Annotated in this window: 23 protein-coding genes; 5 read left to right on the forward strand and 18 right to left on the reverse strand. The window is 53.4% G+C overall.

What is annotated here, in order from left to right:
- Positions 1-74 precede the first annotated feature (74 nt).
- Positions 75-350 carry a hypothetical protein gene (locus L6439_RS14365; protein ID WP_213469291.1) on the reverse strand — a complete coding sequence of 92 codons (276 nt, stop codon included), beginning with the start codon at positions 348-350 and terminating at the stop codon, positions 75-77.
- Here L6439_RS14365 and L6439_RS14370 point away from each other — a divergent pair.
- Both L6439_RS14370 and L6439_RS14375 read left to right on the forward strand, forming a co-directional pair.
- Positions 342-2,249, forward strand: coding sequence for a hypothetical protein (locus L6439_RS14370; protein WP_237096877.1), 1,908 nt, complete (start codon positions 342-344; stop codon positions 2,247-2,249). The two genes, L6439_RS14365 and L6439_RS14370, sit on opposite strands and share 9 nt — an antisense overlap.
- A gap of 126 nt (positions 2,250-2,375) precedes the next feature.
- The gene (locus L6439_RS14375; RefSeq protein WP_213471782.1) at positions 2,376-3,728 is read left to right on the forward strand and encodes a transposase; all 1,353 of its coding nucleotides are present in this window, start codon (positions 2,376-2,378) and stop codon (positions 3,726-3,728) included.
- A gap of 147 nt (positions 3,729-3,875) precedes the next feature.
- Here L6439_RS14375 and L6439_RS14380 read toward each other — a convergent pair whose 3' ends face one another.
- Positions 3,876-4,214: a hypothetical protein gene (locus L6439_RS14380; RefSeq protein ID WP_213468409.1), complete on the reverse strand. Its 339-nt coding sequence runs from the start codon at positions 4,212-4,214 to the stop codon at positions 3,876-3,878.
- 89 nt (positions 4,215-4,303) lie between these two features.
- On the reverse strand, positions 4,304-6,667 hold the full coding sequence (secA, locus tag L6439_RS14385; RefSeq protein WP_213468408.1) for a preprotein translocase subunit SecA: 2,364 nt from the start codon (positions 6,665-6,667) through the stop codon (positions 4,304-4,306).
- A 135-nt stretch (positions 6,668-6,802) separates the two neighbouring features.
- On the opposite strand from secA, the gene L6439_RS14390 reads away from it, so the two are divergent.
- A complete protein-coding gene (locus L6439_RS14390) occupies positions 6,803-7,738 on the forward strand; it encodes a tyrosine-type recombinase/integrase (RefSeq protein ID WP_168183109.1) in 936 nt (311 codons plus the stop codon).
- A gap of 358 nt (positions 7,739-8,096) precedes the next feature.
- Here the strand turns inward: L6439_RS14390 and L6439_RS14395 are convergent, their stop codons facing one another.
- The 11 genes from L6439_RS14395 to L6439_RS14445 all read right to left on the reverse strand — a co-directional run bounded on the left by L6439_RS14395 (position 8,097) and on the right by L6439_RS14445 (position 20,211).
- Positions 8,097-8,312 carry a sulfurtransferase TusA family protein gene (locus tag L6439_RS14395; RefSeq protein WP_168182929.1) on the reverse strand — a complete coding sequence of 72 codons (216 nt, stop codon included), beginning with the start codon at positions 8,310-8,312 and terminating at the stop codon, positions 8,097-8,099.
- 677 nt (positions 8,313-8,989) lie between these two features.
- The gene (locus L6439_RS14400) at positions 8,990-9,541 is read right to left on the reverse strand and encodes a cysteine peptidase family C39 domain-containing protein (protein ID WP_168182930.1); all 552 of its coding nucleotides are present in this window, start codon (positions 9,539-9,541) and stop codon (positions 8,990-8,992) included.
- Positions 9,542-9,587: 46 nt separating this feature from the next.
- On the reverse strand, positions 9,588-10,157 hold the full coding sequence (locus L6439_RS14405; RefSeq protein ID WP_213468407.1) for a GNAT family N-acetyltransferase: 570 nt from the start codon (positions 10,155-10,157) through the stop codon (positions 9,588-9,590).
- A 1,045-nt stretch (positions 10,158-11,202) separates the two neighbouring features.
- Positions 11,203-12,474, reverse strand: coding sequence for a Gfo/Idh/MocA family protein (locus L6439_RS14410; protein ID WP_168182932.1), 1,272 nt, complete (start codon positions 12,472-12,474; stop codon positions 11,203-11,205).
- Between the two features lie 51 nt (positions 12,475-12,525).
- Positions 12,526-13,410 (reverse strand): carbohydrate ABC transporter permease, encoded by an 885-nt coding sequence (locus L6439_RS14415; protein ID WP_168182933.1) that lies wholly within the window; start codon positions 13,408-13,410, stop codon positions 12,526-12,528.
- Between the two features lie 18 nt (positions 13,411-13,428).
- Positions 13,429-14,361 (reverse strand): ABC transporter permease, encoded by a 933-nt coding sequence (locus L6439_RS14420; RefSeq protein WP_237096471.1) that lies wholly within the window; start codon positions 14,359-14,361, stop codon positions 13,429-13,431.
- 70 nt (positions 14,362-14,431) lie between these two features.
- Complete coding sequence (locus L6439_RS14425) at positions 14,432-16,111, reverse strand: extracellular solute-binding protein (protein WP_213468406.1); 1,680 nt, start codon at positions 16,109-16,111, stop codon at positions 14,432-14,434.
- 105 nt (positions 16,112-16,216) lie between these two features.
- A complete protein-coding gene (locus L6439_RS14430; RefSeq protein ID WP_213468405.1) occupies positions 16,217-17,527 on the reverse strand; it encodes a response regulator transcription factor in 1,311 nt (436 codons plus the stop codon).
- Positions 17,502-19,271 (reverse strand): sensor histidine kinase, encoded by a 1,770-nt coding sequence (locus L6439_RS14435; protein WP_213468404.1) that lies wholly within the window; start codon positions 19,269-19,271, stop codon positions 17,502-17,504. Before L6439_RS14435 ends, L6439_RS14430 begins: the two co-directional genes overlap by 26 nt.
- Positions 19,272-19,426: 155 nt before the next feature.
- Positions 19,427-19,846, reverse strand: coding sequence for a hypothetical protein (locus L6439_RS14440; protein ID WP_168182937.1), 420 nt, complete (start codon positions 19,844-19,846; stop codon positions 19,427-19,429).
- Positions 19,843-20,211 carry a YybH family protein gene (locus tag L6439_RS14445; protein ID WP_168182938.1) on the reverse strand — a complete coding sequence of 123 codons (369 nt, stop codon included), beginning with the start codon at positions 20,209-20,211 and terminating at the stop codon, positions 19,843-19,845. Before L6439_RS14445 ends, L6439_RS14440 begins: the two co-directional genes overlap by 4 nt.
- 181 nt (positions 20,212-20,392) lie before the next feature.
- On the opposite strand from L6439_RS14445, the gene L6439_RS14450 reads away from it, so the two are divergent.
- Positions 20,393-20,977, forward strand: coding sequence for a putative ABC transporter permease (locus tag L6439_RS14450; protein ID WP_213468403.1), 585 nt, complete (start codon positions 20,393-20,395; stop codon positions 20,975-20,977).
- A 107-nt stretch (positions 20,978-21,084) separates the two neighbouring features.
- Here the strand turns inward: L6439_RS14450 and L6439_RS14455 are convergent, their stop codons facing one another.
- The 3 genes from L6439_RS14455 to L6439_RS14465 form a co-directional block, all read right to left on the reverse strand.
- On the reverse strand, positions 21,085-21,930 hold the full coding sequence (locus tag L6439_RS14455) for a DNA alkylation repair protein (protein WP_213468402.1): 846 nt from the start codon (positions 21,928-21,930) through the stop codon (positions 21,085-21,087).
- A gap of 94 nt (positions 21,931-22,024) precedes the next feature.
- Positions 22,025-22,720 (reverse strand): Crp/Fnr family transcriptional regulator, encoded by a 696-nt coding sequence (locus tag L6439_RS14460; RefSeq protein WP_213468401.1) that lies wholly within the window; start codon positions 22,718-22,720, stop codon positions 22,025-22,027.
- Positions 22,721-22,765: 45 nt separating this feature from the next.
- Entirely contained in the window at positions 22,766-23,548 is a 783-nt protein-coding gene (locus L6439_RS14465) for an alpha/beta fold hydrolase (RefSeq protein WP_168182940.1), read from the reverse strand.
- Between the two features lie 202 nt (positions 23,549-23,750).
- Here L6439_RS14465 and L6439_RS14470 point away from each other — a divergent pair, with 202 nt between their 5' ends.
- The gene (locus L6439_RS14470) at positions 23,751-24,815 is read left to right on the forward strand and encodes a carbohydrate deacetylase (protein WP_213468400.1); all 1,065 of its coding nucleotides are present in this window, start codon (positions 23,751-23,753) and stop codon (positions 24,813-24,815) included.
- A 357-nt stretch (positions 24,816-25,172) separates the two neighbouring features.
- On the opposite strand, the gene L6439_RS14475 is transcribed toward L6439_RS14470, so the two are convergent.
- Positions 25,173-25,649, reverse strand: a complete 477-nt coding sequence (locus tag L6439_RS14475) for an SgcJ/EcaC family oxidoreductase (protein WP_213468399.1) — start codon at positions 25,647-25,649, stop codon at positions 25,173-25,175.
- Between the last annotated feature and the right edge of the window lie 75 nt (positions 25,650-25,724).

Genomic DNA, 25,724 nt, shown 5'->3' on the forward strand with positions numbered 1-25,724 from the left:
CCTCGCTTTCAAGTATAATCGAATCCGGAACGCTCCGGATTCGATTATGATCATGATATCATTCTATAAGGACGTTATTTTAAAATGACTGGCTTCGCCAACGAGGTTGGAGCTTTCTCCGGATCGCTGGTAAACTCGTCAAAGACGAACACCTTAACGGAATAGCCTGAGCCGTCCACATTAAAATGAGCGGTTACTTTTTCAAGCTCGGAAATGTTTCTTTCTAAGGCTACAATGCTAACCGGCGTCATATCATCCTTAACTAACTGGAACACGACGACGACATTTTGTCCTTCTCCTTGCGGAGCGACATCGACGGAAGCGGTTATGCCGCCATCCTGATGGAACATTCCGTTCTCTATGACGTAATCCTTATCTCCGTCCGCATCCGCGTCAGCGTCTGCATCGGCGTCGGCATCCGCATCGGCGTCGGCATCGGCATCAGCGTCTGCATCCGCATCGGCGTCAGCGTCGGCGTCGGCATCTGCGTCAGCATCGGCGTCCGCATCCGCATCCGCATCCGCATCAGCGTCGGCATCCGCATCGGCGTCGGCGTCGGCATCCGCGTCTGCGTCGGCATCCGCGTCAGCGTCGGCATCCGCGTCGGCGTCCGCATCGGCGTCAGCATCGGCGTCCGCATCGGCGTCGGCGTCTGCATCCGCGTCAGCATCGGCATCCGCATCCGCGTCGGCATCCGCATCGGCGTCAGCATCCGCATCCGCATCGGCGTCAGCGTCGGCATCCGCATCGGCATCTGCATCAGCGTCGGCATCGGCGTCAGCATCCGCATCGGCATCCGCATCGGCGTCTGCATCAGCGTCAGCATCTGCGTCCGCATCAGCGTCAGCGTCGGCATCCGCATCGGCGTCCGCATCAGCGTCCGCATCGGCATCCGCATCGGCGTCGGCATCCGCATCCGCATCGGCATCCGCGTCGGCATCTGCATCCGCGTCAGCATCGGCGTCGGCATCCGCGTCTGCGTCGGCATCCGCGTCAGCGTCGGCATCCGCGTCGGCGTCCGCATCGGCGTCCGCATCGGCGTCCGCATCGGCGTCGGCGTCTGCATCCGCGTCAGCATCGGCATCCGCATCCGCGTCGGCATCCGCATCGGCGTCAGCATCCGCATCCGCATCGGCGTCAGCGTCGGCATCCGCATCGGCATCTGCATCAGCGTCGGCATCCGCGTCTGCGTCGGCATCCGCGTCAGCGTCGGCATCCGCGTCGGCGTCCGCATCGGCGTCAGCATCGGCGTCCGCATCGGCGTCGGCGTCTGCATCCGCGTCAGCATCGGCATCCGCATCCGCGTCGGCATCCGCATCGGCGTCAGCATCCGCATCCGCATCGGCGTCAGCGTCGGCATCCGCATCGGCATCTGCATCAGCGTCGGCATCGGCGTCAGCATCCGCATCGGCATCCGCATCTGCGTCTGCATCAGCGTCAGCATCTGCGTCAGCATCTGCGTCCGCATCAGCGTCAGCGTCGGCATCCGCATCTGCGTCCGCATCAGCGTCAGCATCGGCATCCGCATCTGCGTCTGCATCCGCATCGGCGTCAGCGTCGGCATCCGCATCGGCGTCCGCATCTGCGTCGGCATCTGCATCAGCGTCGGCATCCGCATCTGCGTCTGCATCGGCGTCTGCGTCGGCATCCGCATCGGCGTCGGCGTCTGCATCCGCATCAGCATCCGCGTCGGCATCCGCATCGGCGTCTGCATCAGCATCGGCGTCTGCATCGGCGTCCGCATCTGCGTCAGCGTCAGCGTCTGCATCGGCATCCGCATCGGCGTCTGCATCGGCATCCGCATCGGCGTCGGCGTCTGCATCCGCATCCGCATCCGCGTCGGCATCTGCATCCGCGTCGGCATCTGCATCGGCGTCTGCATCAGCGTCGGCATCCGCATCTGCATCCGCGTCAGCATCTGCGTCGGCATCCGCATCTGCGTCGGCGTCTGCATCCGCATCAGCGTCCGCATCCGCATCAGCGTCTCCGTCCTCAATCGGGTCTGCTTCACCACCTGGGTGCTCTTCCCCTGGTTCTACTCCGCTATCCTGGTCTGTGCCTTCTTCACTTTCCCCGACAGGAATCTCTTCTTCGTCGAATCCCTCCGCAGATACCGTGCCGGGCACGACAGCAACAACCGGGGCGACAGCCATCGTCGCGGCAGCCAACACTTTAGCCGCAGCCAGCACAGTGGCTGTTGTCTTTCGGCTTCCCGGGACACTCAACTCTTTCATTTCTTCGTTACGTGAATCAATTTCATAAATCGAAAGTCTTGCTATGACTGGGTTTTTAAGGTACAGAAAAAGGAGTACCTCCCCAAATCTCGAATAAGTAAAGTATCCACACAATACCCAAAGAGATGAGGCGAACTCCCTATGCCCTATATTCGACATGAGAGCTTATTTACCCTGCAAGAGCTTTATGAGATGGAACAAAAAGATCGTTTTCGTGAGATTTTTTCTACAATCGACATCACTCCGATCTTGCGTTTGGTCAGGAAAACATCTTTTTATGGTGCCCCCATTGAAGTGAATTATAGGGCGATGGTCTATTCCTTGATTGTTAGAATCGTTGAACGTATTCCTACGATTAAAGATTTAATAAAGAGACTTCAACATGACATCTTATTCCGCATGGATTGTGGCTTTATGCTTTCAGAAGCGATTCCTTCGGCCTCTTCCTATTCCCGGTTGGTGCGCAAGATGAGCCAAAGCCATGCACTGGAGGACATGCAAGAGCAGTTACTCGAACAAGCCATGGCAGAAGGATTCATTACAGACGATACGGTTGCAATCGATGCGACCCATATCGAAGCTCGGGATCAGGCACCTGCGAAGCAAGAAAAGGAAAAACCTGAGCCAAAAAAGCGTGGGCGAAAAACAAAAGCCGAACGTGAAGCTTGGCTCAAACAAAAGCAAGAAGAAGAGGAACAAAAACCAATCTTCGAAAAAGAAATTGCCGCTCAATTAAATGAATCATTCCATGTTTTGCGAGATCAAATGCCTCTTGATCCGCAGTGGGGAGTCAAGAAAAATAGTGATGGAAAAAATGTCTTTTGGTATGGCTATAAAGGTCATCTTGCCATTGGAACGCAGAGTCAGTATATCCTCGGAGCCTTGCTCTCTTCCGGAAGCTTGAATGACGGTAAAGCGGCCATTCCACTCCTAAAAGGGGTTGCTTCACAGCATCCGAATTTCAGTTTCAAGTACGCAACCATGGATGCTGGATACGATTATGAACCTATATACAAGCAAGTTCGAGAAGCAGAGGCACATGCTGTAATTGCGTATAACCGTCGCCGAGAACCAGAACACGACGGATTTGACGAACACTTCGCCCCAACCTGTGTAAGGGAGCATTCTTATCGTTATGACAGCTACGATTCAAAATATGGAACACTCAAATATGTTCGACCGAAAGAATGCGAAAGCTGTCCATTGGCGCATGATTCACTTTGCCAGAAAGTCTATAAAATGAAGATAACAACTGATCTTAGAAAATATACCGCCCCGGCCAGAGGCTCAAAGCATTGGAAAGAAATCGCTAAGAGACGTTCTGCAGTCGAAAGAGTGAATGCTTACTTGAAGGAATTCTTCCAATTGAACAATGTGAGACACCGAACGGGTCAAAAAGCTAAGGTTCATTTTAACTTGGTTACTTTGGTTTACAATTGTATAAAATTAGCATGTGATCGTTTAAATCGTCAATTCCAAGAGCAAGCTGCATAATTTTCAAAAAAGGAAATACTTTAATTCGGTTAATCTACAGTTTTGTAATTATGCATTATGAAATTGATTCACGTTCTTCTCTTTTTTGTGTCATTGAAATATTTTTCTCCTTCCCTATTCCTTTTTTGGTTGATGGATTCTACTCTATTAACATGGCATCACCTCTTTTACCTGGAATACGCGCCACGAATCCCCGGCGAACCGTACCAGACTGACAAGATACACCGCTTTCTTTTCGCCTGCTTGATGTTGATAGAACACTTCCATATTGCAGCGGTAGACCGGATCTTCGCCTTGCGTGACGAACACTTCATTAAGTAAGGCAAACCCCTTGGACCAAGCAGGATCAACCTTGATATGCGGATATAGAAATTCCTCCGCGTATTGGTTGACCAGCGTGATGATGCGAAGCTGTTCGTTTAACCCAATGACTTCCTTCCCCTGTACCGTTTCATTTTCCTGAGGCTGCTCCGGCTGCTCGATCAAGGTGTCTTCCTCAGGAACGGCATCTCTCTTAAATAGCTTTTGGCGAATAAGAGAAAGAAAATGATATGTTTGCTTCATTCCAAATCTAGCTACCCTACCTTTCCGTCGACCTGCCGCCCTTCACGAATCCTCTCCTTCAACACGGCATCGTATATTTTCTTCCGCACCGTTTCTTCCATCTGCCCATAAAGCTTCCAAGCATCTTCCTTAAAGGCCTGGACCGGATCTTGCTTGCCATATTTGCGAAACTGAATTCCCAGCTTTAGCAGCTCCAACTGCTCCAAATGACGCATCCATGCTTTGTCGAGAATTTGCAAATAGGCGCATCGCCACTTTTGGCAGCATTGGCTTCGATTCTCTAATGAGAACAAGTCCTCCAGCCTCGCATCAAAATAGGAGGTGATGATTTGCGCGAACTCCAACCGATTGGCAGCCTTCTCTTCCGCAGCAAGGAAATTGGGACGCAATCCAGCCACGCGAGACAATGCGGAAATATCCCGTTCATCAGGTGATGGTTCACGAGGAGCATGCGTTTCCATCCATCTCTGGACATAACGTACAAGATGCCCGCGCAGAAAATACTTGATATCCTGCCCGTCTACCACATCTCTTCGATGCTCGTAGAAGCTTGCTCTTTGTTCGTGCATAATCGAATCAAGCACATAGACGAAGGTCCGGATTTCATAATTTTGCTGCTCTATCCTCTTTTGAACTCGTTCAATCCAGCGCGTTAACGCCGGTTCCCTTGTCCCGCGCTCTTTCCATTGGATTTTCCCGCGCCATTGCGCAGCTTCTTCGGAAGCAAACCTCTCAATCAGTTCATCTTCCATCGAAATATAAAAGCAGGATGATCCCGGATCTCCCTGTCTGCCTGATCGGCCTCTTAATTGATTGTCAATTCTGCGGCTCTCGTGCCGCTCCGTCCCGATGACATGGAGCCCCCCAAGCTCGGCTACGCCCGGTCCCAGCACGATGTCCGTTCCTCTGCCCGCCATATTGGTCGCGATCGTTATCGCCCCTTTCCATCCGGCAGCAGCTATAATAGCGGCTTCTTTTTCCTCCTCTTTGGCATTGAGCAATTGATAAGGCAGGCCGAATGCTTGCAGACGAGAGGCAATCTCCTCCGATTGTTCGATCGACGTCGTTCCGATTAGTACCGGTTGTCCAATCGAATGCCGCTTTTTTACTTCACGCATGATTTCTCGATACTTTTCTTCTCTGGTCCTAAAAAATACATCTTCTTCATCGATGCGCTGGACAGGCTTATGCGTTGGAATGGCGACGATATCCAATCCGAACAGATGGCGGATTTCTTCGGCTTCGTTCCGGATGGTTCCGGTCATCCCGGTCAGATATGTATACAACCCAAAAAACTTTTGTATCGTAATGACCGCATGCGTCACGTTTTCCGGGCTTAGCGGTACATCCTCTTTCGCTTCGATCGCTTGCTGAAGGCCGTCATTATATTGCCGCCCCTGCAAAATCCGCCCGGTAAAAGCATCGATAATGCCTACCTTCCCATCCTTGACAATGTAATCGACATCACGCTTCATCAATGCTTTGGCGCGCAGGCTTTGCAACAGATAATGGTAGACATTCGTATTCTCCAAATCGTATAAATTATCAATCATGAAGACCGTTTCAATCGTTTGAATACCTCTGTCCGTAAACGTAACCTGATTCAGCTCGCGATCCACTTCATAATCTCGATTCTCCTGCAGCCGGTCGACAAACCGGGCGCATACGTAGTACAGATCGGGGGATGCCTTCGTTTTTCCAGCTATAATTAGCGGAGTGCGCGCTTCATCGATTAAGATGCTGTCAATCTCATCAATCAGCGCATATGCCAGAGTCCGTTGAACCCTCTCCTCCGGCTCCCGGGCCAGATGATCCCGTAAATAATCAAAACCGAATTCGCTGCATACCCCGTAAGTCACATCTTTCTGATAAGCCGCTTGCTTCGCCTTGATACTCATGCCTGCGAGATTTATTCCGACACTAATCCCGAGAAAGTCGAAAATCGGCTTCATCTCCGCATAATCTCGTGCGGCCAAATACTCGTTCGCCGTAATGAGATGCACCCCGTCTCCCTGAAGCGCGAACCAATATATGGGGAGTATGGAAGTTACGGTTTTGCCCTCGCCTGTCGCCATCTCGGCAATATTGCGCTCGGTCATCGCCCAGCCGCCCATCAACTGCACATCATGAAGCGTCTTCCCTGATATTCGGCGAACCGCTTCTTTGGCCAGCGCGAACGCTTGGAATTTCGCATGAGGCGAATCCCTGTCCTTCCCCGCCAGGAGGCGCAATTGCTGGGATAGCGACTGCAGTTGATCATCCGAATAACCGGATAACTGGCGATAGTGGCGGTCAATGTGATGGACGATGCGCCGCAATTTTCGCAACGGTGCTGATTGGCGGTCAAATATCCGCTTCGTAAGTCGGGACAGCAATGCTTGACCTCCTTTGCAAGCCACTCATTTGGCATAATAACCATTTCCAGGCTTTGCTTTCTCTGATTTTTCCATTACAATTTAACTTCGTACAATATGTGTTGTTCGCAGAAACAATAAGGAGGAATTCAAACGATGCTTCAGACAGTCTTACGGTTACTGCCCAACGATTCCGGAACGATCGAACCTTGCTCCGACGAACAAATTATCAATATGTTTTTGTCGTCCAGCAGCCGTTCTCCATATACAATTCGCAACTATCGGAACGCGATTAACAAATTCCGCCTGTTTATTGGGAATAAATCGTTGAAGGATGTGACTTGGAGAGAAATTGAGGTCTATAAAATCAGCTTGGCTCAAGGCTTTTTAAGCCCCAACAAAAAAACGATGGCGCCCGCCACGATCGCTGCCCATATCGCGCCCTTGCGCTCGCTGTACAATTGGGGAAATGACGAAAATAGAGGCTTCTTTCCCACGAATCCAACGACTTGCGTTCGTGTGCCGAAGATCGCGGTGAACAGCAAAAATCATTATTTGACAGTACGTGAAGTCCGCCTCTTGCTCGAACAATTAAAAATCCAAGGATTCCGCGACTATGTGATCGGAATGACACTTGTGCTGCTTGGGGTGAGGGTATCGGAATTAATTGCATTGGAGTGGGATGACTTCCATACGGATCCGGAAGAGATATCGATGTGGGTGACGGTATCCGGCAAAGGCGATAAGCCTCGTGAAGTGAAGGTTCCGCAACTATTATGGCGATTGTTATGCGAATATCGGGAACAAAATAAAGATATGACCGGGCAGCGGATTTTCCCTATATCCGTAAGACTCGTTGAGAAAATCATCCAGAAAGCGCGCGAACAAAGCGGCTTGCAGAAAAAAGTAACGCCGCACTGGCTTCGACACACCAATGCGACGCTGGCTCTGCTCCGCGGCGCTTCCTTACAGCAAGTACAAGAGTCTCTTGGGCATACGCATATCAATACGACGCAGCGGTATCTGCATACGGTGCAGCAAATGAAGAAGGCCGCCCCCGATTTTGTTGCCGATTCGATTGCGATGAAATGAATTTAGTTCTAAGGGGTTGATCAAATGGTTCATTTTATCTATACTAATTTTTGGGACCTGAATGTAGAATTGACTAATATATTAGCAAACTATGTCGAACAACACATATTGTACGAAGTTAGTTTACCTTGCGCGTCATAGAACCACACTAGTGTTTTATTTCCTGCATAAGATGAATTACCCATTTTTATTTTTTTCGACAATAACATTGAAAATTTCAATACAAGCCTGCGTAATTTTTTTGCGCAGGCCTTATTATTTTCCGCCCGCCGTTTCAGCTCCCTTACTCAACAAAAAAAGAGTTGTAACAAATACAACTCCAATTTTACGCTCAGCTTGCATTCAATTCAGACATCTCTTACGCCTCTATCGTAATCTCCCACACGCCATTGATGACTTCGTGAACCGAGCAAATCAAGTTATTGCTGCGGCAGTAATCGCCTATCGATACTTTGGCGCAGCTATGATCGGTGACGAGCAGCACCTTCTCTCCGCCGCGTATCGCTTCCTGATGCTTCTTCAGCATCATCACAGGCACCGGACAGACTTCCCCCAAGCAATCGATCTCGATCACAGACACCGCCCCCGTCCAAATTGATGAACTCTACGCTCCGCTATCGAGTATACGCCGGCTGATGGTGAATCTCAAGAGGCCCGTCAGGCGGCGTCCTCTATACACTGCGGCGCGATGACGCTACATTTTCGACTCCGCACGCAGGCTCTTCCGCCGAACCGGACCAAGAAGCCTTCCAATTTTCAAAGGCACCGTATCGAAAATTACGCGAAGACTGGCTGCCAAAAATCTGATTCAAAAGGAGTTCCTCCACGACAATAAAAAAGAAATTCTATTCCGCACGACATCGCTGGGGAGCGAGCTTTATCAGCTTCATCAAGCTCTGCATCAGCAGCTGGAAATTGGAGTCGTCCGGTTCCTGCAGAAGTACGAAACTGATGAATTACGCTTTCTCGTTCGTGTCCTCCAAGATGCGTCGAAAGCGTCATGGGTTCATCCGGAGTCCGATCCCGATACAGCCACGGAGCAACAGGAGAGCCGCTGATCGAACGGCTCCGGATGCCCTGCTTCGCTCTATCCTAACTCCGTGGACAGGCCGGAGGATAGAGCTGTTCTCCGGTTCTATTCGATAATGGTGCGGATTTGCTCACCGGCTTCGGCACCTCTTCCTTCCCGTCAAAGCCTTCCGGTGCACGTCGTACACTTGAGCGTGATCCGCTCTTGTCTCCTTGCAGCGATCATAGCTTACCGTCTTCTTCATCTGCGGGAATGAACTTCGTGAAGCCAGTACCCTGCTGAATAATTTGACATGCGCAGCCCGTGAAGCAATCGAAAAATACGGATTCCTCGATCTTTCTCACATATTCCCCACTGTCTTCCTTATACCAAGGATCCAAATAAGTGAAGGTTGGCCCCTCCTTGTCTACAACGACAACCCAGTGCCCGTCCGGTCCGAACTCCTCCCCATCGTCTCTCATCAGTACCATGATCGGCGCGCCCAGCAGACAGGCTTCCCACTCATGCTTGAAAAAAGACACCCGAAACAGGATCTTCCGTTCAAATAAAAATCGGTATACGTCTTCCGGGAATACGCCTATCGGAGGATCGTTTGCTAGATAGCCCTTGATGGCTGGAGGAGCGGTCAACCTCAGCTGTTGCGCCAAATCTACAAACTTCAGTCCATCCCCGAGTCGATGATAACGCAGCAGCATCGAAAGACTCGCCACCCCGCAAGCCACCTCAGGATGGTAATCTTGATCATGCTGACTTACAAAAAATGAATAATACATCGCATTGATCCTCTCTCGAAATATTTTAGCCCGTCCCTCTATTTTCTTACTCCTGCGCACTCTGACGAGCTTTACCACGTGCGGCATACTCCGAATCCAGGATCGAATAGAAGAACTGATCCGTCCAACGCTCATTCCAGTACAACTCTTCCTTGAACACCCCTTCCCTTCTCATCCCGATATGCTCCATCAGCGCGGAAGAACGATAATTAAGAGCATTGCACATGCCGACGACCTTGTGGGCCCCCAGCTTATTGAACGCTAACGCCAGGAGCAGCTCCGCCGCTTCGCGTCCGTATCCGCGTCCGCCGTATTCCGGCAAGATCGCAAACCCGATTTCCCAGCTTTTACGCCCATCGACATAGCTCCATATCTGTGCCATCCCGATCGGGGCGGCTGCCTGCTCCGATGCAAGCCTGACGACGAAATCATAGCTTGCCCCTTCCTCGTCTTCACTTTCGGTGATTTTCTCCTGAAAATTCTCCTTTGCCTCTTCCAGACTCGGAACCGATTCTTCAAAATGCCATAAATCTTTATCACATTCCATTTGGCACAGAAAGTCCATGTCTTCTTCCGTAATCAAGGTTAACTCGATTCTTTCGCCTTGCAATTTCATGGCGTTCTCTTCCTATCATTCAATTTACTTTCGTATAAAAGTGATTCAGCCCGCTGCTTCCGATATTGTACCAAGAAAGAGGATTCTTTGTAATATATTCCTCTTGAGGCTCACACAACCTCCGCCACTCCCTAATCGCCCTGCCCGCCGCTCAGAACCCCTGCCTTTGCGCTTTGCAGTGTTGATATACCGCTCGGTCAGCAGCCCCGATTGGCTTTGTGCCATTATCCCGACTGGTCAAATCCCCCCGCCATATCCCAACGAGTCAGAAACTTTTCACAATTGCGCATCGTCGCTAGCCAATCCAGCCCAACCTCCCTCCGCTCTTTGCGGCATTATCCCCTTCGGTCAGCAGCCCCGATTGGCTTTGTGCCACTATCCCGACTGGTCAGATATTCGGATATCATTCTGTACCATTTTCCCAATTTCCAGAAACCATCCATTTGTTACGTTATTCTTCGCCATGGCTAAATTACTCATAAGAACTCCATACATTACACCTTTCTGAGGTTGGGGAGATTACTTGTGTGGAGCTCCATACATACATCATTCTAAGCCTTGGGGAAATTACTCGTAAGGAGCTCCATACATCATTCTGAGCGTTGGGGAGATTGCTTGTAAGGAGCTCCATACATTACATCATTCTGAGCGTTGGGGAGATTACTCCGTAAGGAACTCCATACCTTTACCTCATTCTGAGCGATGGGGAGAGTGTCCGTAAGGAACTCCATACCTTTACCTCATTCTGAGCGATGGGGAGAGTGTCCGTAAGGAACTCCATACCTTTACCTCATTCTGAGCGTTGGGGAGAGTGTTCGTAAGGAACTCCATACCTTTACCTCATTCTGAGCCTTGGGGAGATTACTCGTAAGGAACTCTACCCAATATCCGCTACTTCTGAGCCTTGGAGAGAATGTTATAACAAGCTTTGAACATAGACATGGTTCCGTTCGCTTGCCAGAATGACTCATTTCATAAGAAAAGAAGCCCGTTCGCAATCGGCGAGACGGGCTGTGGCTGTACAAGCGGATATAGCGGCTCAATATTAGATTGTGGCGGAGGCGAATCGCTCCAGGTACTCCGGCAGATGAACGACCTTGCCGGTGACTCTCGCCTCCTCCGCCGCAAAGGCCATCATGTGGCTCTGGACGGAATTCTCCGCGGACGTCAGACCCTGGAGCGCGCCGCCGTTCGCCACAAGGCGAATGAAGTCCCGGATCAAGCCTTCGTCGCCTCCCCCATGTCCGGCATGGCCGCCGGGCGCCCCCAGGAAGATCGGCTCCGGCTCGTTCCGGTCAAAACGGATCAGCTCGATTTCATTCTTTTCCATCGCTCCGCGAATCTCGCCCTCCGTCCCCATCAGCTTGATCGTCCGCGAGCATTCCTTCGTGAAGGCGGACATCGTGAATACGGCCGTTACTTCATTGCGGAAGTCCATGCTCACCACCTGATGGTCGACGACATTGTTGTCGCAGTGATAGACACAGCGCCCGTACGGCCCCTCCTGGATCGCCTTCAGCCGGCCCTCATAGCTCTGATCGTCGCTGATGGCGAGCTTCATCCAGTTGTCCTCGTCCGTCAAATACGTCTTCGGCGCATAATATAGGCAGTCCTCCGCGGCCGGACAGCCGTCAAGACACCGCTTCGGGGCGCCGGCCGGCGCATTCTCGGCCTTGAAATGGCTCAAGCGGCCAAAGGAAGCGACATTGGTGCAGGACTCTCCGGCCAGCCATAGCAAAATATCCATATCGTGGCACGACTTCGCCAGAATCATCGGACTCGTCTCGTCCGCATTCCGCCAATTGCCGCGCACGAAGCTGTGCGCCTGATGCCAGTACCCGACATTCTCGTTATGCTGAATGGACATCAGCCGTCCGATGCGGCCTTCCTCCAGCATCTGCTTGATGGTGCCGAAAAACCGGGTATAGCGCAGCACGTGGCAAATCGAGAATACGAGCCCCGCTTGTCTCGCCCGCTCGCCCATCCGGATGCATTCCAGCGGCTTCGGGGACATCGGCTTCTCCAGGAGAACATGATAACCGCACTCCAGAGCCCTCATTGTCGGCCCATAATGCATATAGTCCTGCGTGCAGATAAGGACGGCATCCGCCAGCTTCGGCCGATTCATCATCTCGCGCCAATCCGCGAAGCACATCTCATCCGGTAGCCGGTGCGCCTGCTGGAAGCTCATTCGTCTCTCCTCCACAGGCTCGGCCACCGCGACGACTTCGGCCTCGTCGGGATGTTCAAGGGCATAATTCGTGTAGTTGACTCCTCGAAGTCCCGCCCCGATCAAGGCCAGCTTTACTTTCTTCATCCTACTCTCTCCTCCATGTTCCGATCTGAGCGCAGTCGGCATCAACCTGCATCAGCCTTTGACGCTGCCCACTGTGATGCCTTTGACAAAATACTTCTGCAAAAAGGGATAGACCGCCATAATCGGCAGCGCTCCGAGGAAGATTTGCGCGGTCCGCAGGGTCTTCTCGCCATAGCTCTGCATCGTCGCCAGCTCATCGACGGATATGCTCTCCTTGTTCGAAGAAGTGATCAGCGTGGACAAATACGTCTGCAGCGGATAATTGTCCGGTGAATTCATGTAAATAATGCCGTCGAACCAGGAATTCCAATGACCGATAATCGTGAACAGCAGAATGGTGGCGATCGCGGGCAGAGAGACCGGCAAATAAATCCGGAACAGGAGCGACCCGTGCCCGGCGCCGTCCATAATCGCCGCTTCATCCAGATCCTTCGGAATGTTGCGGAAAAAGTTCAGCAGCATGACCATATTCCAGACGCTCAGCGCCCCGGGGATGATGAGGGCCCAGATCGTATTCAGCAAGCCGGCGTTCTTGACCGCCATGTACGTCGGAATCAACCCGCCGCCGAAAAACATCGTGATGACAAAAAACCATACATAAGCGGTGCGGGACTTGAAATCGCTCGTTTCCCTGGATAGCGGATAGGCGGATAGCACGCACAGCAGCATGCTGATGGCCGTCCCGAGCACGACGCGCTGCACGGAGACCCAGAGCGATTGGAAAAATTCCGCCTTTTGCCCGAGATAGACATAGGCATCCCAGGTGAACTCCACAGGCCACAGCCGGACTTGACCGGCCACGGCGGCCGAGTTCGAGCTGAACGAGACGGCCAGCAGATGGATGAACGGAATGATGCCGAGCAGGGTAATGGAAGCCAGCACGATGCCGTTAACGATTTGAAATGCCGCTCTGGAAGGCGATGGCTTGTAATGCATGCATGACGTCTCCTCTCGCTAGAATATGCGGTAATTCGTGAAGCGATAGGCCAAGTAATAAGAAATGGATACGAGGATGACCGAGATGACCGACTTGAACAACCCGAACGCCGCCGCCGGCGAAAATTGCTGATCAATCAGCCCCATCCGGTACACTAGCGTATCAATGACATCCGCGCTCTCATACACGAGCGGATTATACAGCAGCAGAATCTGCTCGAAGCCGGCATTCAGCACGGACCCCAGGCTCAGCGTGGCGAGCAGCGCAATGATCGGCACGATGCCCGGCAGCGTAATATGGAGCGCCTGCTTCCATCTGCCCGCTCCGTCAATCTCCGCGGCTTCATACAGATTCGGATTGATGCCGAGAATCGCCGCCAGGTAGATGATCATGTTGTAGCCCATTCCTTTCCACACGTCCGAACCGATCAGGATGCCGCGGAACCAGCTTTTATCCCCCATGAACATAATCGGCTCCACGCCGAAGTAGGCGAGTATCGAGTTAAGCGGACCGTGCAGCGAAAAAATCTCGAAGATAACGCCCGCCAATATCGTCCAGGACAGGAAGAACGGCAGAAAGACGCTCGTCTGCACCGTGCGGACGATCCAGCTTCTCCTGATTTCTTGAAGAAGCAAGGCCAGCAGCAGCGGCACAAGCAGCGAAAATATAATTTTCAGCACCGCGATGATGATCGTATTCCACAGCACCTGATAGAAGTCAGGCATATTGAAGATGTACTCGAAGTTTTTGAGCCCGACCCACTTGGAGCCGAAAAAACCCTTCGACGGCGTATATTTCTGAAAAGCCATGACGATGCCGAACATCGGACCGTAAGCGAAAATCAGCGTGATCATCACGCCGGGAAGCAGCATGAGGTGGAGCGGCAAGGTCCGGATGCGCCGCTTCGGACGCGGCGTAACGGCAATCTGAGCTTTCGTCGCATTCAACATTCGCAGTTTCCTCCCCGTGACGGCGAGGGAGAGCGCGCGTCGCACCCTCTCCCTCGGGTTGTCGCCAAGCTTACTTATTGGCGTGCCATTCGTTCACTTCGTCTATAATGTCCTGCCCCCCAAGCTTCTTCCAGCTCTCTGCATACTTATCGAATTCAATGATGGGGGCGGAGCCCATAATCATCTTCGTGAACATCTCATCCGTCATTTTGTTGAGGGAGGCGCTCTTTTCCGTCATCGTAGGCGTGGCGGTGCCGTAGAACTCATTGACGACATACGGCTTATCCCGCAGTTGGCGCGTAATTCCCCAGCCCCCGTCCTCCGCGGCGCGGCTTGTGTACATGCCCCACATCGATTGGTCGCCTTGCAAATACTTCGTGGCCGCCTCGAACACTTCCACTGAGGTCGGATTATCCAAAGCAATCTGCTCCTGCTTGTTCTTCAACGCTTCATTCACTTCCGTGTAAGCGGTCTCGAAATCGAACGGATTGTAGAAGCGAGGCTGATACCAGTTATACACATAGCCGTTTTCGGCTTTGACCTCATCCTTGTATTTCGGCTTTTCCAGCTCCAGATAGAAATTGGCCATCTTGATGATCGCTTCGGGATGCTCATACCCTTTGCGCACGGCGTAGATGCGGCTCAGCCGCTGGCTGGGAATCAGCGTCTGTCCCGGCTTGCCGTCATAGGATGGAATCGGCACCGCAATCCACTCGGCTTCCGGATTCTGATCGCGGTTCATGTTGAGGGGCCAATTCGGATACCACCATTCCCCGAACGAGATTCCCACCTTTCCCGCGACGACATCCTCGACGACCTTGTCTATGTCCTTGAACGCGAATTCCTTGTCAATCAGGCCTTTGCTATACCATTGATTCATTCGCTCCAGCGCGGCCTTCGTCTCGGGCTGGATTTCGCCCGGCACGAGGGCGCCTTCCGCATTTTTGATCCAGGCCTTCGGATAAGCCCCCATCGAATAGAAGAAGCCGCGGGCATCGAAGCCCCAGGATATCAGATCTTTGTTGAACGCGATCCCGTACGTATCCTTCTTGCCATTGCCGTCCGGGTCCTGATTGACGAACGCTTCGGCGACCCGCTCCAGCTCGTCCATGGTCTGCGGTACGCCGAGCTTCAGCTTGTCGAGCCAATCCTTGCGCAGCCACAAAATCTGGGCCGACATGAACGGGTCCTCGAAATTCGGCAGCGCCAATATTTTCCCGTCGATCTTGTACATCTCCAGCGTCTTGCCGCCATCCGCTTCCACATAGGCCTTCAGTTCCGGGGAAGCATACTTCTCGTACGCTTCCGTCAAGTCCTCCAGCATGTCGTCTTCCTTGAATTTCTCATAATCCGTAATCCCGATCTCGAATACGTCCGGCAGGTCACCTGACGCGATGGCTAGCGAGAACTTCTGCTGCGCCTGATCGCTCGGCACCTGCCAGAGGAACTCGACCTCGATGTTCAGCATCTCTTTCAGCTTCTTCAGGTACGCATTCGTCGCCGGCGTCGTCCCCTTCGGCGTCTTCGGATCCTCCGGCGCGCCATAGCCGATAACCTGCGTAACCTTGACCGGCTCCGGGTACTTCCAGAGCGGATCGGCCGAAATCTCGTTTTCTTCTGCCGCGGCCGGCGTCTCGCCCCCTGGCGGAGAGGCACCCTGCTTGCTTCCGCAGCCGGCCAGTGTGGAGACGAAGACCAGCGACAGCAGCAGCGTCCAGATAAATATGGTGTTGCGCGAGCGTGTTCTCATGCGAATCCCCCTCTTCGAAAATCGTGCGCAATGTCTACACCATTAAGCGTAACCCTCTCTGTATGCGCTTTCAATTTCACTTTATTGACATTGCTTTCGATTTATTTACCTCATTTCCTTAAGATGAGCTTCCCGGTATTCCTGCGGGGTCTGACCGGTCAGTTTTTTGAAGAAGGTCGTAAAATAAGACGGGGAGTTGAAGCCGAGCCGGAAGGCGATCTCATGAAATTTCAAACGCTCCTCGACTATCCATCTCTTCGCGGCCTTCAGCCGGGCATCGGAAATAGACTCAGACAGATTGCGGCCGGTCACCTGCTTGTAGTACCGGGATAGATAGCTCGGATTCATATGAACCTTCTCGGCAATCCGGACGAGGGACAGATCATCGCTCAGATGGCTGGCAATAAACTCATGCACCTCCCGCACCCAGCGTTCCGTATCGTCTTCCTGCTGCAGCCGCCCATCGTCCGCAATCGTCAGATGAGCCGTCCCCGATACGCGGCGCTGCACCTTCTGCCGCAAGGAATCGAGCTCACGCTCCCATGTGTCCCATCCAAGCGGCTGGCGATGGAAGAAGAAGGATACCTCCAAATCCAGAAGAGAGAGGAACTCATTCTGGATATTCTCCAGAGCCCCTCTCAAATAATCGGCTACCTGATCCCACACGACGCTGCCGTCAGGGTTCCGGAACGACGCATCCTCCTTCCGCGGCTGAATCAGCCAGACGAACAAAGAGTCAGTCATCACGAAGCCGTTCGCCGCAAGCAGCGGGGGAAGCAGTGCCTTGAACACATTCAGCACATTGCCATAGCACTTCATCTTGGTCTCCCAAGAGATGGCCTCTTTCCACCGGGCGCTGCCGACCAACACCAGAAAGGGGCTCCCTGCCTGAATCGCCCATTCTCCGCCGCTCTTGGCGATCAGGGCCTGTCCCGCCTGCGGCTGCTCCAGCAGCGCTTGTAGCCACTCTCTCGTAAGCAGCGGCCGCAAGTATTCCAGCTCCGAACGCGCACGCCGCAGCACATCCTGCTTCTTCCGCTCTGCATCCATCTCATCGAGCACACTTTGAATCACGCTAAGCAGATGATCGTCATTCTCGGTCTTCAGGATAAAATGCGAGGCTCTCTTCTTCATCGCGCTGTAAATGTAATTGAAGTCGCTGTAGCCGGTCAAAAAAATAATGCGGCATTTCGGCCAATAGCGCATAATGTCATCCGCCATGTCAAGCCCTGACTTCCACGGCATGTCGATGTCGCTGATGACGACATCCAGCTTCGTCCTTTTGATTATGGCCGAAGCTTCCTCGGCTCCGTACGCCTTGCAAATATCGAGCTCCTCTTGATAATGCGCGGCAAGCAGCTGAGATAATCCATCCACTACGATGGCGTCGTCATCGACGATCAAGATTCGGTACATTTTCAGACCCTCCCTCTGGATGTGCAGGCATTATAGGCAATATCAATTCAATGCATAGTCCGCCCAGCCGGCTCCGGCTCGCCTTCATGCGGCTCTTGCCTCCATACCGGAGCTGCAAGCGGTTGCAAACATTAATGAGTCCCGTCTTCTCGGTTGCGGCAGCCGGGTTCTCGAACTGCTTGTTCAATGCCTCGATCGTCTCATCGGTCAACGCTTTGCCGCTGTCTTCCACCCGGATCGCCAACTCTTCCGCTCCGTGCTTCACCGCCAGCAGGCATGTCTCCCGCTTCCTCTCCCGCTCGAACGCATGCTTGAACGCATTCTCGACAACCGGTTGAATGATGAGCCGCGGAACGGGAAGCTTCGCTATGGCTTCCGGCAGCGGCTCGATGGCGATATGGACGGAGTGCGCGAAGCGTATGCGCTGAATGTCGCAATAGACCTCGGCATGCTCATATTCCCGCTCCAGCGGCACCTCGTCGCTTCCGCTCCGGGTGATGAATTCATAATAAGTGGCCAGCTTCAGCGACAACTCGGCTGCCCCTTCCATATCCTCCGCCCGGCACATCCGGTACACATTATAGAACCCGTTGTACAGAAAATGCGGATTGATCTGGGACTGCAGCTGGCGCAGCTCCGATTGTTGAAGCAGCAGCTTATGCTCATAATTGAGCTGAATCGAAGCGCTCAATTCGCTCCGCATCCGGTCGAAGCTGTGATTCAAGTAGGTAAACTCATTGTTGGGGAATGTGGAGGCCGCTGTCAACTGCTGCGGATCCATTTCAATCTTGCGGAATGCGCGAATGAGATGGCGCAGCGGCTTGTGAATCATCTGATTGACCGACATGGCAAAAATGACAATGATGATCAGCGCGGCTGCGGCGGCCGCCCCGATAAGCCAATTATATTTGCTGATGACGCCTGTAATCTCTCTCTCGTCGATATAAGTGTACAGCGTACACCCCAATGCATTGACACGGTCATAAATGATTAAGTACTTCACGTTGTTAGATGCGATCGGGAAGCTTCCTTCCTGCCACCTGCCGTCTTTTTGCCCCATCATGCGCTTCGCAATCCCGCTCTCGATATCGTAGCGGCGCGAGGAGCTGATCACTGATCGGAAGCGGTCATCGGCCAGGAAAAATCCGTTGTCGCCCTGCTTCGGTATCATATTCTCGGATAACGCGAGCATGCGGTCCTGGGGAATCTCGATATAGGTCGTAATCGTCCCGTTTTTCGATGTCTCGACAAAATACACGCGGCCATTATGCAAATAAAACGGCTGCTTCCGGGCCAACGCCATCTGTCTGATGGCGTCCCATTTACTGCCGGGAGTGAATGGCCGAATCCCGTCGCCCAGCGAGACGACACGCCCGATGGACTCGATGCAGACCGCGGCATCCTGTACGAATTCGCTTGAATTGGCAATCGTCTGCAAGCGGTCCTGTATCCGCCGGATCAGAAGCAGCTCCTCGTACTTGGCGAGGGCGTCCGCCTTGAAGCTAAGCTCCTCCAGATTGGCGTCCGTCAAGAAGGCGAGATGCTGGTTGCGGATGAACGTAATCTGGTTGTTCAACTGGTCGCGGTAATAGTTGACCTTGTCTCGGGTCGATTCCAGAAGCTTGTCCTTCAGATATGCCACCGCGTTCATATTGACGGCGATCGTGATGGCCGTCATCGGAATAACCAATGCCGCGAATACGATAATCACTTTCTGGTACACCTGCAACTTCACTTTTTTCACGTATCGAACCTCCCGGGCAGCTAGCGTTACCCGCATTATATACCAATTCCGCAAGCCGGAGATCGGTGTCTCCTCCAGTCGGAACAACGCAAAGAAGCCGCACTGCACCCTATTGTTCAGTGTGGCTTCCTTCGATAGCTATAGAATCCTTGCCCTTATTTTCCAGCTGCCTGCGGCTCCGCATCATCCGTCTCATAGATAGAACCGTTGCAGCAGAGCGAAGGATTGAATTTGATTTTGACGAACACTTCATCCTCATCCGATCCTTTGATGAACCGCTGCCTCAGTCTTCCTTCCCCATTCTCGTAGATGAAGGAAATGTTCACGTCCTTGTATCCGCGCACAAAGCTGTACGAATACTCCTCCATCTCATAGGAATGAATCCTCGTGTCAGGTTCCGCCCTGGCTTCGGCCAGCCAATCCTTGATCAGTTCCTCATGCTCCGGTTCGATGGAATTAAATTCATAGGAGAATAGAAAAGGGGCCTGATCAGGCTGCTCCCCGTTGGCCACGCATCCAGCTGCAAGCAAGACCGTCCCGATGAGCATCAGCTTCAAGAATCGCCATGCGTTCATGCTGTTCGCCCGCTTAAATGCTCGTGGACGATTTTCCACCCGTCGCTGCGCTTCACCAAGACGTTCGTCCCGCGTCCCTGACCGGAAGCAAGCTTGCCATCGATGTATCCTTCCCAATGATACGTATAAATGCAAGCGGCCGAGTTCTCGTCTTCCGCGATCCAGACCACACCCGTAACCGAATATTTTTCCTCCTTCACCATCTCCCATGCGTTCTCGAAATAACGCTGTATCTCTTCCGGCGTCGCGCATGTTTTATCCGAGAACCAGTATACCGCGTTGCTGTCGACCCATGTCCTGACGTTCGCGAAATCATGACTGTTGGTTGCTTCAATGTATCGGTCCAGCGCATTTTTATAGCCCATGAACGTCTTCCCTTCCTTGTATAATGCCCCTAGTATACAACATTTCCCATCCGCCTGTCTCCGCCCTGCCGCTGCTTTTTAATAAAAAGTCGGGAATATGCCGATCCATGAATAATTCCAGCATATGGAGAGAAATCTACTGCATAGAAGAGCAAACGATGATGAGAGGTGGTTTCTCGATATGTTTCATCCTGCTGGGGACCTGGTTCCGCAGACCTCGTTCCTGAATGAAGCGGCGGCCGTTGGGTTCTTTTTTACTGTCTACTCGTTGTTGGGCTGGTTGTTGGAAAATATGTATAGTCTAGCGACGACGCGCGTCTTTTTTAAGGATGGGTTTCTCTGGGGGCCGTTCAAGCCGATGTACGGCTTTGCTCCGCTGCTTCTCGTCTATTTCTGCGGGCCGGACACGCGCTGGGCTATGGTTCTCTTGCTCTGCTTCCTCGTGCCCACCGCAGTGGAATATGTGAGCGGCTGGCTGCTGCAGGCCTTTTTCCGGCGCCAGTGGTGGGACTACTCGAACCTGCCGCTGCAGCTTCACGGTCATATTTGCCTGTCCTATTCCGTATGCTGGGTTTTCCTCTCCTACCTGTGCCTGCGGTGGATCCACCCCATCCTGGTTTCCGTCTATCGGGGGGTGGAGCCGTACTGGCAGTGGCTGTTCCCTGCTGCAATCGTATATTTCGCCATGGATCTGCTGTTCGCGATCCGGCGCCATTCGCCGCAAGGCGGGTCTGCTGAGGAGCAGCAGCCGAGCCCGGCCCCGTAGCCAGTCCCGCACGCGCTCGGCCGCGGCTCGCTTCCATGCGCGGGTCTCTACGGGCTTGAGCGAGGCGCACGCGCGGTAGGGCCGGAAGAGGGCAAAAGCACACAGCTTCATCCCTTCCTGATACTTCTGGTCGCCTTCCCTGCAATCCGCCGTGTCGCCTTCGTATCTGAAGCCGCGAGCCAGTCCGCGCACAGTCGAAGCACCCATTCCGGATTCGTCTTGGCAGCGTCATTCAGCCAGTTCCCGGCCGAATCCTGAACATACTTGACCGGGTCGGACTTCACGGCTTCGAGCAGCGGCAGCGCCATGGCGGGGTCCTCCTTCAAGGCGGCAATATGCTTCGCCCACACCCCGCGGGGACGCGTCGCTTCCATGGCGAACCGGCGGATGTTCGCATCCCCGTCCCGCGCCCAATCGCCCAGCAGGCCAATGGCTGCCGGCAATTCACCAGCAATGGATTCCCGCACAGCCATCCATGCGATCTCCCGCACGCCGAAATGGGAATCCGCGGCGAACGGGCGGATGCCCGTCAGCTTGTCTTCCAGGCGAAGCCCCTCATCCAAGCCGATCACATAAGCGGCCCAGCAGCGGACGCTGTCGGAGCGGTGTCCGGCCAGTTCGGCGAAGATTCCCTCTCTGTCCTCGGCAGAGACACGCTCCATCAGATCGAGCCAGCCAGCCGCAACGGCCGGGATCACGCGCATTATTTTCCTGTCGCCCAGGCGGGCCAGAGGAGACGTGATCGTCTCCAACTCAAGCTCCAGTCCAAGATCACGAATGATCCGCCCGAGCAGCTTCTCATGATCGACCGCAAGCCATTCCGTCAAATTGACGGTCTCCAACTCGCCGCAGTGCAGCAGCCCGAGCACCTCGGGCGGAATGTCCTCCGCCCGGCGGGCCCCGGTCCGCTGGATAATCTCCCCGTCTACAGGTCCATTCTGTTCTTGCTTCATCGGGTTCATCCTCCATATCGTATCAATCGCTATCCCGGCTTTTACGATACGTGTTCTCCGTCCTAAAAGATGTAATCCAGCTTACAACTTCCGCTTACCCCCGTTGTCGCTCCCGAAGCTTCTCACGATGAATGAAGATCGTCTTGAATCCCGTCTTGATGATCCCCGCTGCCGCGAGCTCCTGCAGCGATGCCGTTACGGCTTCCCGGCTGGCGCCGACAAGATGCGCGATCTCCTGATGCGAGATCGAATAGCCGATCCGGTAATATTCATGATCCTCGATCAGACCGAATTGATCCGCCAGCTTCAGCAAGGCGTAAATAATTTTGTCCTGCAAATTGCCCAGAGCCAGATGCTGCGCCAGATCACTCATCCCGATGATACGCTCGCTCATCACCTTGATAAGACTCAGCATGAATCGGGGCCGATGGATAATGAACGATTCGAACCGATTTTTATCCATCAAGCAGAGGTCGCTTTCCTCCAACGTCTCGATATACAGATATCTCGTTCCGAACGAGATGAGATCCACTTCCCCGAACACATTGCCTTCGCGTAAAATATCGAGCGTGAACTGCCTGCCCTCGGCCGTCAGCTTGAACAGCCGGATCGTTCCCCTTTTTATGAAATACAGGCCTTGCGGGCTCGAATCCGGCGTCTGGATAAACGTGTTTGTTCGAAGGGTCGTAATCGAGGTTAGCCGTTCCATCTCAAGCAAGTCTTCCTCGGACAGCGAATGCAAAAGATTAAATTGCGATAAGTATTGGATTTTCCCCTGATTCGGCGTCATTCCCCGGTATCCTCCGATCCTGTTCTGGCCTTTCCGTGGCTGGCCTCAAGCGTTTATTTCGCCGCCGAGAATGTCATAGAATGCGTGCGAAGCGTGCCGTTCCTTCCACGGAGTATGTCCGCAACGCGGCAGCAGGATGCAGGTTACGCCGTTGAGCACCTCTGTCAGCGGCGCGAATACGCCCTGATACGGATGCGGGTCATGCTCGCCATGGATGGCGACGACCGGGCAGGCGATGCGCTTTCCGTGCTCCAGCAGTTGCCCGGACCTCCGCAGCGCGCTCGCTTCGGCCCAGATGCGCCCATGCTGCTCCGCATTGACGGCAATCGGCTCCGCCTTCGGCGCATCTTCCAGCGGCTCGTATGTATCGGCCTTGCTCATGAGCTCATCCAGCCGCGTCAGATCCGGCAGGGCTTCCCCTGCGCCGAGCTTCGACATTATGCTATTCCATTCGGCCCGTTCCTCGGCAGACAAGCGTGTCATTCTTGTGCTCATGATCTCCTGGGCATAAGCTTCCTCGAACGGCCCGCTGCCTACGAGAATAAGCTTGCGCACCAGCCCGGGATGGCGGGCGGCGAAGAGGAAGCCGAGCCACGCGCCCCAGGAATGCCCGATGACGGTCACGGGCGGATGGCCTGATGCCACAAGCTGATCCTTCATTTCCGCGACCAGTTCATCGATGCTGTACTTGGTCTGATGCAGCTCCAATATTCCGGCATGCCGTGACAACGCCGCGGCTACGGGAGCCATCTCTCCCGCTGCCCCAGGTCCGCCATGCGCCAATGCCACCGAATAAGGGGCGTTGCCGTGGATCCGAATCGAATTCATGCGCTCACCTCATTTCTGTTCAAGTTCACGGATGGAGCATAAATCCCCTTCCCGTTTTACCTCTCGCCGTATCATCTTCTCTCTGAAAACACCGCCATTCCACGGTACATAATCCCCGCCAAAAGGCTGGGATAAACACCCTAACCCTTGCTCCCGAGTTAGCATTTACTAATCTTAGCAGATACGGGAAGGCGGGATTGAATTGCCTCGGTATGTAATGATTAACGCGGATGATTTCGGCCTGTCGTGCAGCATTAATCGCGGTGTGATGGAAGCGCATCGACTCGGAACAGTAAGCAGCGCTTCTTTAATGGTCAATACCCCCGGCTTCCTGGACGCCGTTTCATTGGCGAGAGCCGCTCCGTCCTTAGGAGTGGGATTGCATTTCAACTTAACATATGGAATACCCGCGACAAACCCTCTCCTTGTTCCCTCCCTCGTTCGGGATGAAGGTTCCTTTCACGGGAACCTCGCGGAATGGAATCCTCATGATATCGCGCTTGAGCTTGAGAACCAGTATCGTCGCATGCTGGAACATGGAATCCGCCCTACTCATGTCGATTCCCACCAGCATATTCATTTGGAGAGCCCAGACGTGTATAATATCGTCAAAAAGCTCGTTCTGCGCGAACAGCTTCCTGTGCGCCTGCCCTCCAGCCGTCCAGACCCTGAACTTCCGTGGATAGCAGATGAACTACTGATGTATACGTATGATAGGCAGACAGGCGTTCCCCACCTCTTGAGCCTGCTGCGCAACATCCCAGAAGGAATAACGGAGCTTTTATGTCACCCAGGCTATGTAGACGATGATGTCCGCCGGCTGTCCGCTTGGACGACGGCCAGGGAAGAAGAATTGACCGTATTCACTGATCCACAGGTTATCGCATGCATTGCGGATCTTCAAGCCCGCGGATTACTTCAAGTCATTCATTACGGCCAGTTCCCTGCCATCCGATCCATCCTAAATAATGAAAAGGATGCTTCCCGCTTGCGCACAACGGCCGACTCCGCCTCTCAACTCCATGCGGCAGCGGATACTCCATCGGCGCCAACGTCAGAGCCCTCTCGTTCTCCGATGCCTGATGCGGTCATTCATCCCCTGCAAAAGCGCTGCCGTTCCATATGGGCACGGCAAAATAGAGTAAAAAGAAAGCAGATGAAAAAGAGACGGACTTACAAAAAGCTGCTAGGAACTGCCCGTTCCCGAGTCAGGAGACGTGTGCGAGGGAAGCGCATGGGCAATCGTAGAAGATGGTCCCTGTCATAATATAAAGAGCCGCGGGTTGCCCAACGGCTCTTCTTCATTTCCTTGTTCCTTCTTGAGCGTTCTTATTCACAATGTTTTTTACAGTACTCTGTATCCGCAACTTCGTTATCGTTTTTAGGATAGAACCTGATAATCGTTGTTCCTGCCGTCAACTGTATGGGCCTGATCCGCAATATTGCATCGGCTACGAGATGGCGCGGGCGCGGCACTCTCTCGCCTCATTGCTGGATTATGGCATTCAACAGGTCAATTGCGTTCATGGCGGACGGTACGAGGGGGATGGCAGACGGCGAATTGCCGAACTGCTGAAGCAGGAGCAGTAACGAAGCAAAGAGTTCACGCTAGGGCCCGCGCGACTCAGCCTCCGTTATGCTTTGTTTTATTTTCGATGAGCACTCCCGCCAATTCTTCCGTCATTTGCCGGACAAGCTCCGGCCGCCCATGGAACTGAGCCGGCGTATTCTGGAATAACTCAATCCGCCATTGTCCTCCCGCGCGAACCGCGATCAGCGTGTGATGGGTATTCACGTCCGGGTTCAGCTCCGATTGTCCGGGCGGCACCATGCCGGCGACCGCCCGCAATAACGCGGTATTCGAATCAAGCAAGCGGACATGTTTCACCTTGGTCGTAAAAGGAGCTGTCGGATGCTGTTCGAAGATAGACTGAAGATGCCCGAGTATGTCATTCGGCCCGCTCGCCAGACTGCCGTCGAACCCGATCAACTCGCCGTCCGCTGTGAACAGCTCCGCCATCCCGCCAGCATGGCGGCTATTCCATGCTTCTATCAATTGATGATACAAATTTTCTACCTCTTTGGTTTCTTGCGCTTGCATGACGCTTCCTCCTTTTTCCGTCGGCAGCTTGCCTGCAATTCCACTTCGTCGGCCTTGCTGACTCATCCCTGCCTG

Origin of the sequence: Paenibacillus dendritiformis (genome assembly GCF_021654795.1) — a bacterium.
GTDB lineage: Bacteria > Bacillota > Bacilli > Paenibacillales > Paenibacillaceae > Paenibacillus_B.